The sequence below is a fragment of the Flavobacterium sp. KBS0721 genome, from assembly GCF_002007065.3.
GTDB classification, from domain to species: Bacteria; Bacteroidota; Bacteroidia; order Flavobacteriales; family Flavobacteriaceae; genus Flavobacterium; species Flavobacterium piscis.
Genome location: NZ_CP042170.1, coordinates 3,650,012 through 3,665,425 on the forward strand (window position 1 = coordinate 3,650,012; position 15,414 = coordinate 3,665,425).

General features: G+C 34.2%; 15 protein-coding genes. 6 read left to right on the forward strand and 9 right to left on the reverse strand.

Annotated features, from left to right (window positions below; translation table 11 throughout):
* Positions 1-183: 183 nt before the first annotated feature.
* The 6 genes from B0M43_RS15785 to B0M43_RS15805 form a co-directional block, all read right to left on the reverse strand.
* A complete protein-coding gene (locus tag B0M43_RS15785) occupies positions 184-1,650 on the reverse strand; it encodes a glycoside hydrolase family 130 protein (protein ID WP_078007382.1) in 1,467 nt (488 codons plus the stop codon).
* 312 nt (positions 1,651-1,962) lie between these two features.
* A complete protein-coding gene (locus B0M43_RS15790) occupies positions 1,963-2,568 on the reverse strand; it encodes a DNA-3-methyladenine glycosylase (RefSeq protein WP_078007381.1) in 606 nt (201 codons plus the stop codon).
* Between the two features lie 22 nt (positions 2,569-2,590).
* Positions 2,591-2,728 carry a hypothetical protein gene (locus B0M43_RS24465; RefSeq protein ID WP_158596266.1) on the reverse strand — a complete coding sequence of 46 codons (138 nt, stop codon included), beginning with the start codon at positions 2,726-2,728 and terminating at the stop codon, positions 2,591-2,593.
* Positions 2,729-2,877: 149 nt separating this feature from the next.
* Positions 2,878-3,795, reverse strand: coding sequence for a phytanoyl-CoA dioxygenase family protein (locus tag B0M43_RS15795; RefSeq protein WP_078007380.1), 918 nt, complete (start codon positions 3,793-3,795; stop codon positions 2,878-2,880).
* Between the two features lie 24 nt (positions 3,796-3,819).
* Complete coding sequence (locus B0M43_RS15800) at positions 3,820-4,341, reverse strand: contractile injection system tape measure protein (protein WP_078007379.1); 522 nt, start codon at positions 4,339-4,341, stop codon at positions 3,820-3,822.
* Between the two features lie 91 nt (positions 4,342-4,432).
* The gene (locus B0M43_RS15805; RefSeq protein WP_078007378.1) at positions 4,433-4,990 is read right to left on the reverse strand and encodes a GNAT family N-acetyltransferase; all 558 of its coding nucleotides are present in this window, start codon (positions 4,988-4,990) and stop codon (positions 4,433-4,435) included.
* 126 nt (positions 4,991-5,116) lie between these two features.
* Here B0M43_RS15805 and B0M43_RS15810 point away from each other — a divergent pair, with 126 nt between their 5' ends.
* From B0M43_RS15810 to B0M43_RS15820, 3 genes are all read left to right on the forward strand, one after another.
* Positions 5,117-5,701, forward strand: a complete 585-nt coding sequence (locus B0M43_RS15810) for a Crp/Fnr family transcriptional regulator (RefSeq protein WP_078007377.1) — start codon at positions 5,117-5,119, stop codon at positions 5,699-5,701.
* Positions 5,702-5,786: 85 nt separating this feature from the next.
* Entirely contained in the window at positions 5,787-6,866 is a 1,080-nt protein-coding gene (locus B0M43_RS15815) for an SDR family oxidoreductase (RefSeq protein ID WP_078007376.1), read from the forward strand.
* Between the two features lie 538 nt (positions 6,867-7,404).
* Entirely contained in the window at positions 7,405-7,782 is a 378-nt protein-coding gene (locus B0M43_RS15820; protein ID WP_078007375.1) for a GreA/GreB family elongation factor, read from the forward strand.
* An 84-nt stretch (positions 7,783-7,866) separates the two neighbouring features.
* On the opposite strand, the gene B0M43_RS15825 is transcribed toward B0M43_RS15820, so the two are convergent.
* From B0M43_RS15825 to B0M43_RS15835, 3 genes are all read right to left on the reverse strand, one after another.
* Positions 7,867-9,408, reverse strand: a complete 1,542-nt coding sequence (locus tag B0M43_RS15825) for a hypothetical protein (protein WP_078007374.1) — start codon at positions 9,406-9,408, stop codon at positions 7,867-7,869.
* 427 nt (positions 9,409-9,835) lie between these two features.
* A complete protein-coding gene (locus tag B0M43_RS15830) occupies positions 9,836-10,573 on the reverse strand; it encodes a hypothetical protein (RefSeq protein WP_078007373.1) in 738 nt (245 codons plus the stop codon).
* A 229-nt stretch (positions 10,574-10,802) separates the two neighbouring features.
* Positions 10,803-11,174 (reverse strand): hypothetical protein, encoded by a 372-nt coding sequence (locus B0M43_RS15835; RefSeq protein ID WP_078007372.1) that lies wholly within the window; start codon positions 11,172-11,174, stop codon positions 10,803-10,805.
* Between the two features lie 252 nt (positions 11,175-11,426).
* Between B0M43_RS15835 and B0M43_RS15840 the strand changes: the two genes are divergently transcribed.
* The 3 genes from B0M43_RS15840 (at position 11,427) to B0M43_RS15850 (ending at position 15,345) form a co-directional block, all read left to right on the forward strand.
* Positions 11,427-12,455 carry a rod shape-determining protein gene (locus B0M43_RS15840; RefSeq protein ID WP_065449818.1) on the forward strand — a complete coding sequence of 343 codons (1,029 nt, stop codon included), beginning with the start codon at positions 11,427-11,429 and terminating at the stop codon, positions 12,453-12,455.
* 518 nt (positions 12,456-12,973) lie between these two features.
* Positions 12,974-13,336 carry a BlaI/MecI/CopY family transcriptional regulator gene (locus B0M43_RS15845; RefSeq protein WP_065449823.1) on the forward strand — a complete coding sequence of 121 codons (363 nt, stop codon included), beginning with the start codon at positions 12,974-12,976 and terminating at the stop codon, positions 13,334-13,336.
* The gene (locus B0M43_RS15850) at positions 13,333-15,345 is read left to right on the forward strand and encodes a M56 family metallopeptidase (protein ID WP_078007371.1); all 2,013 of its coding nucleotides are present in this window, start codon (positions 13,333-13,335) and stop codon (positions 15,343-15,345) included. The genes B0M43_RS15845 and B0M43_RS15850 overlap by 4 nt, the downstream gene beginning before the upstream one ends.
* Positions 15,346-15,414 lie beyond the last annotated feature (69 nt).

Below are 15,414 nucleotides of genomic sequence, written 5' to 3' on the forward strand. Positions count from 1 at the left end.
TAATCGCGCTGCCGTGGGAAGTTACAGAGAAATAGTAATGACCGACAGATTTTCGATCAGTATTAAATTCAATTGTTTTAGAAAGACTCAAAATTAATGTGAAATGTTACACTAAAATTGTACAAACGCGAAAAAAAAATTGCTTCCTTAAAAAAGAAAGCAATTAATATTATGGCGTGTGACTTATTTACTTTTTTTAAGCGCATCTATTAATTCGCCCATATCGACTACAGCATAAGTAGAGGAATAATCAGATACGGCGTAAGGTAATATCAGGCTATTGTTGTGTATGATAGCTCCACAGGAATACACAACATTAGGTACATAACCTTCCCGCTCGTCTTCAAGAGGTGAAAGCAGAGGTTCAGAAAGTCTTCCTATTTCTATAGACGGATCCTCAAGATCTAATAATGAGGCACCAATACAATAACGTCGCATTGTACCTACTCCATGCGTGATAACAAGCCATCCATCCGGAGTCCAAAGTGGTGAACCGCAATTTCCTATTTGTGTAAACTCCCAGGTATAACGCGGTTCCTGAAGAAGAATAGGATCATTCCATTGTGTAACGCGGTCAGAATACATGATATAATTGTTTACACCATCTATTCGCGAAAGCATCGCATATTTGCCTTTTATTTTTCTTGGAAACAAAGCCAGGTTTTTATTCTGAGCTCCTGCACCATGCAAAGGCATAACCCTGAAGGTGTAAAAATCCTCGGTAGAAATAAGTTTAGGCAGTATGGCGTGACCATTATATGCCGTATAAGTAGCCATAACACGACTGGATCCATCCTCATCTTCAAATCGCACAAAACGGGCATCTTCGATACCGCGGCTTTCAGACTCTGAGATAGGAAATATAACACGCTCCGTAAGATCAGAATCGTGTTTGAACTGCAAATCATAAAATGAATCAGCGAGCCAGAGTATTTCTTCAAGCGCTATTCTTCTTTCCTGACGAATTGATGGGTCTGCTAAGGCCGTATTGACCATACTTTTTAATATCGCAAACTCAAATTCCTCGGGTAAGTCCTGCATGATCTGCGCTATGTATTTGTCCTGCGTATGCATTTCAGACAATTTTAATAAAAAACGCTCTTTATTGAATAAGGTTTTATGCTCAATCTCGGCCTTATCGATATTATGACCAATCTTCATAACCAGAAGATTGTTATCCTTATCAAGAATTCCTCTTCTAAAAACTATGGATGAAATATGACCTTCACCTGTTGCACGAAAAGAAATGATGACGCGTTTTTCGCCGGCTTCAAGACCTGACTGATCAAAATCTTCTATAATCGAAGGATTAAAAATGGCCGCAGATTCTATCGCGTATTCCATAGTACAATAAGAACCTATTAGCATTTTTCGATCCAGAGATATTGCCTCATAATCTATTTGCATGGCTTCTATAATAGGTTTTATTTTTTCGCAATGCCTAAAAAATATAGCCGAAATATTTCGGTGACGTCTTGCAAATTCACGAAGCGTTTGTTCTAAGGTTTCCAGTACCTGTTTTTCGTTCAGCATCATGATACGCGCAACCATTTGTTTGGTCCGCTCTTCGCCATTCATAAAATATCTTGCAACAACTCTTTTAGAATCCGGGGTGAATTTTATGTTTTTACGGATGACTGATACTCGCATATAAATCTGTTTTTTTTAATGTTAGAAAAATTAATTCAGTTCTTCTATATTGATAATTTGTTATAAAAAATAAAGAATTTAACCTGTTAGAAACAATATTAATACCTAAAAGTATTCTCTATTTCTAAACAAGTTAGTGATTTTGTTAAGGAAAAAAAACTTTTTTTTTAAACTTTTATTGTGGCTTTGTAAATTAATGATTGTATTTTATTAAAAAGATAAAATAAAAACAGCCTTGATTGTTAAATAGATACGATCTTTATAAAGTTTTGGTGCTTTAATAAAAGTGAGAAAGTATTTTCAGAATTAAGATTAAATTTTGTTGGGTTTACTTACATATTTATTGTCTTTAACAAAAAAACGCCAGGGCAGGAGCGCATCTTCCTGCGCATACGCCACACCAACACGGGGTACTGCTGCAATTTGATCAGGAGTGTATCGAATAGCATGATCTTCTATCCAGATTTCTTCTCCCGATAATTCTTTTTCGTTAAATGTGCGATCGATGCCTAAAGCTTTGGCTGCAGATCCGGGGCCTGAAGATATAGCTGCTTTTGTGGCGGCTATTTTACGTCTGGTTTCCATTATGTCCAATCCTATAAGAGGTTCAATGGCACGTATTAATACGGCATGCGGTTCTCCTTCTACCGAGCTTACTACATTAAAGAGGTTGTGAATTCCGTAACACAAATAAACGTACGAAACACCTCCTTGCTGATACAATGTTTCTGTTCTGTTCGTACGACGTCCGCCGTAAGCATGCGATGCTTTATCCTGAATACCAAAATAAGCTTCGGTTTCTACGATAATGCCTGCAGTTATTTCGCCATTAATTTGGGTAAAAAGAACTTTGCCCAATAAATCTTTGGCCAGAAAAAGAACATCGGGATTGAGGTAATAAGAAAAGGGTAATTTCAATTTTTTATAATTGTATTAATAATTATTGTTTGTTATGACTGATCTTTTTAATTTCGATAGTGGTCTTTTCGTTGTTTCTGGAAGACGTGGACTTGACTTCAGATTTTTTTTCTGAAGTTCTGGCACTCGAAATATTATTTTTGTGATTTGAAGTTGTCATACTACATTGTTTAAATCATTAATACACACAAATGTAGAAAGTTAATAAACAAGTAGGATTATAAAATTCACAGCGTACAATTGTATTATTATCAGGTAATTGATGCGGTTAAGATGTTATTTTTAAATTGATTAATTCACTGTTTCACTTTATAACCATTCTCCCGAATCATTATAATCATTAGGCAAATAAGTAAGATACTGAACCATTCTGGGACTTTTGCCTTTGTTTGGCGTTGCGCAATGCGGCAATCTGTTATCCCAGATAATAAAATCGCCGGCATTACCTAAAATTGGTTTTGGGTTTAATGTTTTCACCGCTTTGTCTCTTGGGTTTTCATGAGGTTCCAGATTGTCCAGCCAATGATTTATTTTGTTGTGAAATCCCGCCACACAATGAAAAGCACCGTCGTTAGCACCACAATCTGTAAGATAGAGCAGTCCCTGAAGTCCAAATTTTATAGGTTGTTTTAAGCTGGTGTCCCAATGAAGCGGACTTCCTAAAAAAGTAAACTCACTAGTTTCAGGCGGATTAAAACTTACTTTGTCAATCGTTTTGTAAATATTCGCGGTATTGTAAAGCTGTTCGTATGCCTTTTTTATTTTGGGCGAAAATCTGTTTTTATTTAAAGTTTCATGATCCGAAAAATTAAGCATCAATCCTTTTTGATCCGGATGTCTTTGATACCAGCTTTCCTTTTGATCCGGATGCATTTCTAAAAAATCCCAAATAGCTTGTTGGGTAGCTTCGCAATCTTTTTTTGAAATAGCATCTTTTATAACAATATAGCCGTTTTCGCTCCAAAATTCCAGATCTTCTTCTGATAGAATCGTATCTGTAAGCTCTTCTGCTGTATTTGAGATTTGCGTGCGATTATTGATCCAATTTTTAAAAGTTTCTAAATCAGGTTTTTCAAAGTATAAAAACTGTAATGCATCTTCCATACCAATACCTAATTCGTACAAGGCTTTAATTTCTTCATTCCAGCTTTGTACGCCATCTGCAGCAGAAAATCCGGAAGGATCTACAATACGTTTCCAAAGTTTTTCAAGAATAGTCGAGGACATAGATTTTACAGATTTTATAGTTTTTTAAAAAGGCCAAATAACATGCAAAGGTTTATGCATCCACGGATATTTTATAATCGAAAAAGCAAATGGAGATTTGTTTATTAATACATCATAGGCTCTTCTGTCAACGGTAAGTTCCCATTTCTCTTCTAATTCTGTAAGCATTCCGTCCCGAATGAGCCAATTGCCTCTAAAACCCTCTACAGAAGAGTGACCAATTGCAGACCAATAAGAAACAGCAGCATTTATTAAACCTACTATAAGAATTTCCTTTTCTTGTGAAATTTCAATTTTAGCGGGAACACTATCTGTAACTGACAATCCGCAAAGTATTTTATTCAATGCTAAATAACTTTCTTCCGTTTCGCTTACTCCGGTAACGACATATTGTAAGTAGAGCACAGCATTTTTTTGATTTTCAATACTAGTAAAATTGTTATCCTTAACGAGGCTCAACCTTTCGAACAACATAACTATAAAGCTATTTAAAAGAACAATTCCTGCATTGCTAACTGCAATTCCGTTTTTATAAGATATTCCCATTTTCGTGTGATTAGTTATAAATGCAAAAACAAAATAAAAATACCAATCTTTTACTGATAATCGAATACGTATTTATACCTGATCTTAATTTTTAAATCATTTTAGGATTTCGCAAAGTATAGGTAGCAATATTATTTACATTTTCATGTGTATTATTATACTTTTTGTCTTCGAATTCGAAATTCAGTTTTTGTAGAATCGCTACAGAATTAATATTATCAGAAGAAGGAAATGCCGTAATTATTTTGGCTTTCATTTCTTCAAATACATAAATTATTACTGCTTTGATAGCTTCGCTCATAATTCCCCTGCCTTGAAATTCTGGCAGCATTTCGTATCCAATTTCTACGATTTCATTTTCTAAATCAAAATTCCACAAACAAACAGTTCCAATTAAATCATTGTTTTCTTTTAGCCGGATAATCCAATACAGGCCTTCGTTTTTTTCGACCAAATTTTGTATTTTGAGAATAAATTCTTTTGCTTTTGCTAATGTTGATGAATTGTCCCTGCCCACAAATTTATTTACAACTTCATCAGAACGCAGTTTGTGAATTAATTCAGCATCAGTATTCTCAATATTTCTCAATACCAATCTCTCTGTTATAAGCTGCGGAAATTTTTTGAAATCTAATACCATTGCTTTCATCTTTTAGTTGTTAATCAATACATTAAAAAACAGTCTCAGTGTATGTTTTTTTTAGATGATGAAAGTTAAAAAATAAATAGTATACATTTGTTATACTTCATTATTCATAAAGTAAAATATTTTAAAATGTACGATATCATTTTCAAACATATTGAAGAAAAAGTTCAGTTGTCCCAGTCCGAAAAGGAATTGATAAAGACTTTCTTTAAACCTAAAAAGCTAAAGAAAAAACAGTTTTTGGTGGTGGAAAGACATGTTTGCAGTTATTTGACATTTGTTTCGAAAGGACTTTTAAAGTCTTATAATGTTGATGATAAAGGCAACGAGCATATCAATCAGTTTTCACCCGAAGGCTGGTGGACATCTGACATGAGCAGCTTTTTTAGCGGAGGAATTTCTTTTTACAGTATTGATGCAATGGAAGATTCAGAAGTACTGCTGATTACCAGAGAAGATTTCGAAAACCTCACCCTGCAAGTTCCCGTGATGGATCGCTATTTTAGACTGCTTTTTCAAAATAGTTTAATTACAAAAGAAAGAAGATTAATAAGTTCGCATACCCACACTGCAGAAGAAAAGTACAGGTATATTGTCGAAAACAACCCTGACTTTATAAAGCGGATACCGCAAAATTTACTGGCTTCGTATCTTGGTCTTTCGCCTGAAACCTTGAGCCGACTTAAAAAGAATATCATTTTCGATCAGAAATAATTGATTTAGATCAAGCGAATTTCTTGTTTCAGGTCATCTTTCTGAAGAAGGTTTGTAAAGTAATTTTGAAAAAAATATAATACTTATGAAATCAATACAAGAAAATGTAGCCTTAGTTGTAGGAGCAACCGGAATTGCCGGAAGTAATCTTGCCATAAAACTTATAGAAAAAGGATGGACCGTTTTTGGACTTTCCAGAAATCCTAAAAATGATATCGAGGGTTTACAACCTATTGCTGCCGATTTATTAAATACAGAATCATTAGTTTCCGCTTTAAGCGAAATTTCCCCAACTCATGTTTTTTTTACAACATGGATGCGAAATGATACTGAGGAAGAAAATATAAGGGTGAATAGTGCCATGGTTCGAAATTTATTAAACGTATTATCTCCTAAAAAATCGATTCAGCATGTTTCGTTAGTTACCGGATTAAAACATTATTTAGGGCCATTTGATGCTTATGCGACAACAGGAACTTTACCGGAAACACCTTTAAGAGAAGAACAACCCCGATTGGACTTGCCTAATTTTTATTACGCACAGGAAGATGAGGTGTATGAAGCTGCAAAAAGAGATGGCTTTAGCTGGAACATACACAGACCACACACGCTGATTGGTAAAACTATTGGTAACGCTATGAATATGGGAACCACTTTGGCTGTTTACGCCAGTATTTGCAAAAAGGAAGGAACGCCGTTTATCTGGCCGGGTTCTGAAGCGCAATGGAATGGCGTATCTGATGTTACGGATGCTAAAGTTCTGGCCGATCAGATTATTTGGGCAGCAACAAATACTGAAGCTCATAACGAAGCTTTTAATATCACAAACGGAGACGTTTTTAGATGGAAATGGCTGTGGCCGAAAATAGCGGAATGGTTTGATATTGAATTTGAAGGATATAAGGGAACAATACAACCACTAGAAGCCGAATTAAGCGAAAAAGATAAGATCTGGAAAACCATCACAAAAGAACATCAATTAATAGAAGAGGACTTAAACCAATTGGCATCTGCCTGGCATACTGATCTTGATTTATCACGTCCTCTGGAAGTAATGACCGATATGTCAAGAAGCAGAAAACTTGGTTTTGCCACTTATAAAGATACGAAAGATTCGTTTTTTGAATTGTTTGCTCAGTTAAGAAAGGATCAAATAATACCTTAAATTAATTAGATAATTAGAAAATGAGATAATTTTTGAATTGTCATTTACTTATATTATAATTCAATACGGGACAGGGAAATTTTTTCTTTTGTCCCGTATTTGTATAATACTACTTGTTGAAAAGCTATTTTTACATTGTAGACTTATTTTTAGCCGTTTAAGATATTGATGTTAACGTTTTATTAGGGTTGAAAGTGTTTTTTCTTTTAAAAAAATGAGTTAACTTGCCAAATAATTAAATGCAATTTACAGCAATGACGATTTCAAATTTTTATTTAACAAATAATGACTTGATGAGCCTTATGGGCACGTTATTGTATTTGCACGACGATACTTTCTTAAAAAGTTCAAAAGAGTTTATTAATTAAGCCCTGTCAAAACTCTGGACAGGGATTCTTTTCATACAAAAGGCTCATTTATTTAATCTTCAATTTTCATTGGGATTAGGATATCATTGAATGCAACACTACACAAGAGCTATAAGTGATTCAATGAAGGGTTATTATCTTACCTGTGAATAAGGAGCAAACAGAAAGTTATGTCACAAAATATCATTTTAACAACAGGAATATACGATTTAATAAAAGATCACGTAAGAAGAAAAAAAGTAACAGCTGAAGAAGAAAAATTGCTGCTTGATGAACTTAAAAAAGCAACGCAGGTACTAAGAAGAGATTTGCCGGAAGATATTGTTTCTGTAGACCGAAGAGTAACCTATAAAGATTGTGCCACCAATGAGGAAAAAACGGTTGTGTTTGTAGGCCCTGAGAAAAACAAAGTAAGTAAGAACCGAATTTCTATTCTTTCTGATGAAGGGATAGCGATGGTAGGATATAAAGAAGGAAATGTTGTAGAATGGCCTGCTAAAAAAGGAAATCTAAAACTGGAAATCTTAAAAGTAGAGGAAGTAGCGTAACGTACTTTTTTAATGTAAAAACATCCCAAAAAGAAATTTTCTTTATGGGATGTTTTTTTATGATGTAAACTTCTCAATCAACTTTTAATTCTCACAGAAAGCACCAATTTGCTGTAAATGTTTTTCGGTCTGGTATTTATTAAAGTTGTCCCATTGAGGTGGAGAACTTGTTTTTTGTCCGTACATCGAGTCAAGACAAATGTTGTTGTCTTTATACATATCGTGTAAAACGGCCAGAATTTTAAAGAAAAATTCATCTAAATTTACGATAGCTTCGAATTCTGATTTTAATGTATTGTAATTAGCATCTGATGGATTTAATAATTGTAATAAATCCAGAACTTCCTGTTTTTCTTCCTCATTAATTTCCGTAGCATAACCCATTTTTAAAGTTTTAAAAACAAGATTATTCCATGCTTTGCTGTCATGTGCCCATTGTACATCAGGAAGATTCAAAGAATGCTCGCAAATTAAGATAATAGCAAAAAGAACATCGTTTAAGTATTCGGCAGGAAACTCATCAAAACTTCTGAATTCGAAACCGCTTTGGTACATTTTTTCCTGATTAAAATCAAGACCAACTTCCGAAAGCATTTCGTATTCCATATCAGCTTCGATCTGATCTCTCCACCAAATGTTTTCTTCTTTTTCAAATTTTAGTAATTTTCTAAAATCATCCACATTATAGGTTAAAATTTTACCTTTTGGCATCGCTTTATTATACGTTCCCACGCCTATGTAGCGCGACATTGCATTTCGCATAGAACCTAAAGTAAATTTTTTGTCCAGACTGTAAGTATCGCTTATCACGCCCATAATATCAGGACTTCCAAGAGTAGCAATAAAGAAAGGCTCAAACCATTGCAGTAAATAAATCGCATTGGCATGTGTTCTTTCAAATTCTTTATAATCTACAATCCTGCTGTCTTCGGTCAAAGACGGTAAAGTAATATGAAAATGGTAGGTTCCGTTATTAAACAAAACCAGGTTTTCCTGATTGGTCATGAACATATTAAGTCCGTTGTTGTAATCCGGAAAGTTTAATTTTCCGTTTAACACAGACGATTCATTGATCTTATCAAGGAATAATTTTTTAGTAGCTTTTAGTTCTTTGCACGATTCACCAATTGTTCTGTTCTCGAAATATTTGGTAACAAATTCGATCGAATCGCCATCAAAATGTACAGAGCCCATTGTTTTATTTCTTTGGGTAATCATACTCTGAATGTTGTACGGCTGATCTTCAAGGAAAAGCTCCATGATCGATTTTCCCAGATATTCAGGATTTTCAGTTGGTTGTGCGCTTACTTCACCGGTTTCGGTATCGATTAATGGTTTTATCGGCGCTATTGTTTTGTGCTGATAATTGATATCGAGTTTTTCCAGCGAATGACTGTTCATCATTCTGCTCACTTTATAGTTTTCATTCAAACCAAAAGCCTTCTTTAAAATAGGGGCTAAGCTTTCAGGTTTGTAGCATTTTCTATAATCGATACTGTATTTCTCAAAACCAATTTTTTCTTGTATAAATTCACCAGAAACTATTAGGGATTCTTCAAATTGCATGTAGGTTTCGTTTTCCAATCCTATTCCCCAATAATATTTTTTTGTCTGATTGTCTTTCATTTATACTTACTTTCTTTTTTAAGGTTATTTTAATTTATAAAGTCATTTTTATTCAGGAATATAAATTCAATCTGTCAAAACCAGAGACAAGAAACCTATAACGGATTGAGCATATTGTTGCCTCCATTATAAAAGTTTTCGTTTACTTTTAAAAATATTGGAATTTATATTTTAGATTTTTGCAATTTTATCGACTGAAACATCAATTTAGAAGTAAAATTTTATAATAAGGTTATAAAATTACTATCGTTATTAATCACTTTTGTATCAATAATTTACGCAAGAGAATAGCTAAATCACAACTTTTAGTATTCTTGTTTTTTCTAAGTTGCAAAAGTAGTTTTTTATTATCGTATTTGCAAGTAGTTAACTTGTTGATAATCAATATTTTTTTTTGAATGATGAAACAACTCTGTAAATTGCATTTTTATTCGTGATAATACAGCACGTAGGAGGAATACAGCTCGTCATTCCACCAATCTTGCCTGATTTCTGCAAAGTAATTGTAATTGAATTTTCCGGCTTGCGATTGTAGCGGATATACTACTATACCATTTTCGCGATAGGCTTTGTGCAAATCAGTTTCGGGAACAACAGGAACAATATGTCCTGAAAGTCCTTTTTCTCTTCTTTTGGCACAAATGATTCCAATTCCGCCATTGGCATTTACCTTAGTCTGCATTTCATCAACTGTAGTCATTCTTTCCCAGCCAAAACTCGCCCCCCATTTTGGGAACCAATCGTGTATAGCACTGGAATAAATACGTTCTACGGTTTGCTCAAAAACAGGTTCTACATCTTGTCCCTGTAAGACTTTTTCAAGAGATTCAGGTGTCCACCAAACCGTTGGCAAGTATACTTGAGAGAAATAGCAATAATCATAAGAATATACATTGCAATAGGTATCTTCGACCGTTCTTTGATATCTTAAGTTATTTTCAACATCTAATTTTGCAATCAGTTGGGCAATACTTTCTTTTTTAGTTGCAGCATTTGTTAAATCTCGAAACGGAATACTGGAATCCATAAGAGGTTTTTCTTTCATTTCCATAGAATCCAAACGCGATTCCGGATCAGGTAACAAATCAACTTTTTTTATTTTAGTATTCGATATTGTATTATCATCTAAGGGTAACGATGCTACTGATACAGTATGTTTTTCCATCTTGACTGCTTAAAATTAATTGGCTTAACGTTACCTGAATTGATTATTGATGTAACGTAAATTGGTTCGCCAGCGGGTAAATGTAAGGATTTTAAATTTTCTAAATAGTTTTAGAAAAAGACAAATTGCAGAAAATAATAGAACGGGTAGGGTTAGTATCTTATTTTTAAATACAAAAAATGGCATACTCGAGGTATGCCATTTGCCATTTTAATTTTGAATAATTCGATTATTTATCGTCTTTATTGTCATCCTGCTTGCTAATGCTGCCAGAAATATCTTTATCAATAGTTTTATCCTGATCCTCTATGCTTTCTGATTTCACCGAGGTATTGTTTTCAAGATCAATTTCAGTATTTAGATCTTCTGTAAATTTTTCCTCATATCGGTACGGATCTTCATCCCGTGCATAATTATCATGATCAACGGGAGTTTCCTGGTCGATATAATCCGGATCACTTTCCAGAAATTCAGGAACAGATTCTATAGTAGTTCGTTTATGTAGATCGTCGCTCTGAATGTTATTTCCATCAACTAGCGTATTTTGATCAATAAAATCAGGGTCTGTCTGACCGTATTCGTTGCTGTTTTGCTTTTCCATAACGCTGTTATTTAAATGATTATTAATTAATGCACAACAGAACTTGTGTGCTATTTTACAAATTTAGCGAACACTTTGAGTAAACTTTTACAGAAAAACCAAATACAGTTTCATAATTAAAAGCTTCGCATGTAATGTTTATTTAAATATTATTGTAAGTAAAAGACTATTATGTATTTTTTAAGGAATACTTTAACATCTTTAAAAAGAATAAAACAACAATAAACACCGTTCTTAAACAAAACTATATATATGGGCTTATTTGATTTTATGATAGTGGAGATAGCTATGGATTTGGGAACAGCGAATACTTTAATAATTTACGACGGAAAAATTGTTGTAGACAGTCCGTCGATTGTGGCAAGGGATATTAGAAACGGAAAAATTATTGCTGTAGGCAAAGAGGCCAGTTTAATGCAGGGCAAAACACACGAGAATATTAAAACAATCCGACCGCTTAAAGACGGTGTAATTGCAGATTTTGATGCTTCGGAAAAAATGATTAACTGGTTTATCAATAATATACCGGAAATAAAAAAAAATCTTTTTAAGCCTTCTTTGCGAATGGTGGTTTGTATCCCCAGCGGTATTACCGAGGTTGAGATGCGCGCGGTAAAGGAGTCGTGCGAACGTGTAAATGGTAAAGAAGTATTTCTGATTCATGAGCCCATGGCGGCCGCTATAGGGATGGGTATAGATGTTATGCTGCCTCAGGGTAATATTATTGTTGATATTGGTGGAGGAACTACAGAAATTGCAGTTATTGCCCTTGGCGGAATCATTTGCGATAAATCAATCAAGATTGCCGGTGATGTTTTCACGAATGATATCTTGTATTATATGAGAACTCAGCATAATCTGTATATTGGAGACGCTTCTGCCGAAATGATAAAAATTGAAGTGGGTTCTGCAATGGAAGAACTCGAACAACCTCCTAATGATATGCTTGTTCGAGGAAGAGATTTGCTTACCGGAAAACCCAAAGAGATAAAGGTTACTTACAGAGAAATTGCAAAAGCACTCGACAAATCGATTCTTAGAATTGAAGATGCTATTATGGTAACCCTTTCGCTAACTCCGCCTGAATTGGCTGCCGACATTTACAACACAGGTTTGTATCTCGCAGGAGGAGGAGCAATGCTTCGTGGTCTTGATAAAAGAATTTCGCAAAAAACAGATTTACCGGTTTATATTGCCGAAGATCCTTTACGAGCTGTAGTAAGAGGTACTGGGGTAGTATTGAAAAATATTGCTAAATATAAAAGTGTATTGATAAAATAGGATTGTTATCGTAATGTATGCTCTAGTATAGCAACCATTTCATGTGTGATTTGGCGTTTTTTATTAATCATTATGATGAAGTTTTGTCAAAGTTGTAACCTAATTTAATTTCTTTTTTCAAACATTGGTCGTGGTTTCAACCACGGGAACACAATAAGAGATGTAATATTATTACACTTTGTGGTTGAAACCACGAGGAATGCATAACAAGTTTGCAATTAAAAAAAGCTGTGTCAAAGTTTAAGAACAAGTATCTTACATTCCTTGTTTAAACTTTGACAAGGCTTTTTCTATGCTAAACGATTCGAGTTTTCATTTTTCAGGAGTTATTTACTTCCTTCTTATTAAATTCACCAAACGTACCATTAAAAAATCCGTGTCAATCCGTGTTTTCGCGTTAGCGAATCCGCGTCATCCGCGTGCCATTTCGCTGCGATTACTAACAAATTAGTTAAAAAACTAATCAATTAGTTGTTCTACTAATTAATTAGTAGTATCTTGCATCAAAATATTTAACGATGATAAAACTAGCTAAACGAGAAGAACAGATCATGCAGGTCTTTTGGGATTTAAACAAAGCTTTTATAAGAGACATAATTCCGCTATTGCCAGATCCTAAACCACATTATAACAGCGTGGCAACAATAGTAAAGATTCTGGAAGAAAAAGGTTTTCTTAATCATGAAACCGCCGGTAATATGCATTGTTTTTTTCCTGTAGTCAGTAGGGAAGAATACCAGCAATTTGCATTAAAAGATATTGTAAGTGATTATTTTGATAACTCTTATCCCCGAATGCTTGCCTTTTTTGCTAAAGAACAAAAGCTAACAGAAAAGGATCTTGATGAAATAGTAAATATCATTAAAAAAGGAAAAGTATGATACCTTATATTTTACATTCTGCCTTAATTCTTTCTGCCTGCCTTTTATTTTACAAGCTGCTTTTGCAAAAAGAAACTTTCTTTCATTTAAACAGGTATGTATTGCTGGCCTGTATGCTATTGGCTTTTGTTTTGCCTTTGGTTCCGGTGCCTCAGCAATTATCATTTAGAAATGCACCAATTGCAACGGCTGTTGTTTTGCCGGAAACTCCGATTCATAAAAATAGCATAACCCAAGTAAAACAAGAATCAGTACAGGAAACCTTTGTAGCACCAACAAAACAATTCATCAATGTTGAAGTGGTATTACAGTGGCTCATTTACCTATATTGGTTTGGAGTGATTGTTTTTGGAATAAATTTTTTAATGCAGGCTGTGATATTGATTGCCAGAGCTTATTCAGGTTCTGTGATTCAGGATGGCAAATTTCGTATAGTCGAAATAACAGAAGACAAAGCTCCATGTTCTTTTGCCAACAACATCTTTATCAATCCTGAAAAATACGAATGGGAAACCTACAATCAGATTTTGCTGCACGAAAAAATACATATCGAGCAAAAACACACCATAGATCTTCTGCTTGCAGAAATGATGCTTATTTTTCAGTGGTTCAATCCTTTTGCCTGGCAATGGAGAAAAGCACTTGAAATAAATCTTGAATTTTTAACCGATGACCAAATGCTTCAGCAGGATACTGTTGAAAGAGAGAGTTATCAGTTTAGCCTGCTGAAAGTAGCAGCACCGCAATTTCCTTTGAGTCTTACAACCAATTATAATCAATCATTACTTAAAAAACGAATCATCATGATGAACTCAAAAAAATCAAACGTAAACACGACGTGGAAATATTTTTTCCTCGTACCACTTATGGTATTATTTGTCTGCCTTTTTAATCAACCGGCAGCGCAAAGTCAAACATTGAAATCTACAGAGAAGTCTGGAAAAAAAGCTGCAAAAAAGTCACATGTTCAAAATACAATACGAACAGAAGGAAACTGGTTTGCGACTATCAAAGGAAATGAAGTAGAACTTCAATTAAAAAGCGGTGAGAAAGATAATTCTTCCAGCACTTTTCAGTTGAGTGAATTTAATGACCTGCAAAGAGACAAACAAGGCACATTTACATTGACACGTGAAGCCGGAACGATGACTTTTACCGGTAAATTTGAAGGAGATAAAGGAACGGGAACGTATAAATTTACTGCCGACAAAAACTATCAGGCTGCAATGCTTAAAGAAGGAATAAAAATCACAGAAGACGACTTAATGGTTTTCTTTATGGTGAACATCAAGCAGTCGTATGTACAAATGGTAAAACAAAAAGGGTATACAAATCCAGATAAAGCCCAACTTATTCCTCTTGTAGCGTTAGATGTTAACGAAGCTTATATTGCTTCAATAAAACAGGCAATTCCGGACATTGATCTTGATAATCTGGTTCCGTTTAAATCATTGGGTATTGACAAAGCTTATATCGAAGAAATACGCAAATCAGGTTACAAAGATCTGACCCCGGGTAATATCATAGCACTAAAATCACAAGGTGTTGATGGCAAATTTATTGCTGATGTACGCAGTGCTGCAAAAGCCAATAATAACAGCGAAGATGATTCAAACAGCGATGATGATGTCCTTGCTTTTAAAGCATTGAATATTGATAAAGCTTATATCAATTCACTGAAAGAAGCAGGATATGACCATCTTTCAAATGATGATCTTATTGCTATGAAATCATTGAATGTAAAAGCTGAATATATAAGAGATTTTCAAAAAGCAGGTTTTGTAAACATTGCACCAGATGATCTGATTGCATTGAAATCGCAAAATATAACGCCTGTTTTAGTACAGCAATACAAAGATCTTGGCTTTACTAATTTAAAGATGGATGATATTATTGGAGCAAATGCAACGGGTGCAACGCCAGCTTTTATTAAATCAATGAAAGGAAAAGGACACGATTTTAAAAACCTTGAAAAATATATTGAACTGAAATCGGTTCTAAATAATTAAGACAAAGATGAATCACTTTGTTAGCTAGGATTTTTAAAAATCAAACTAGATTGTAAGACTAAAAAGAAG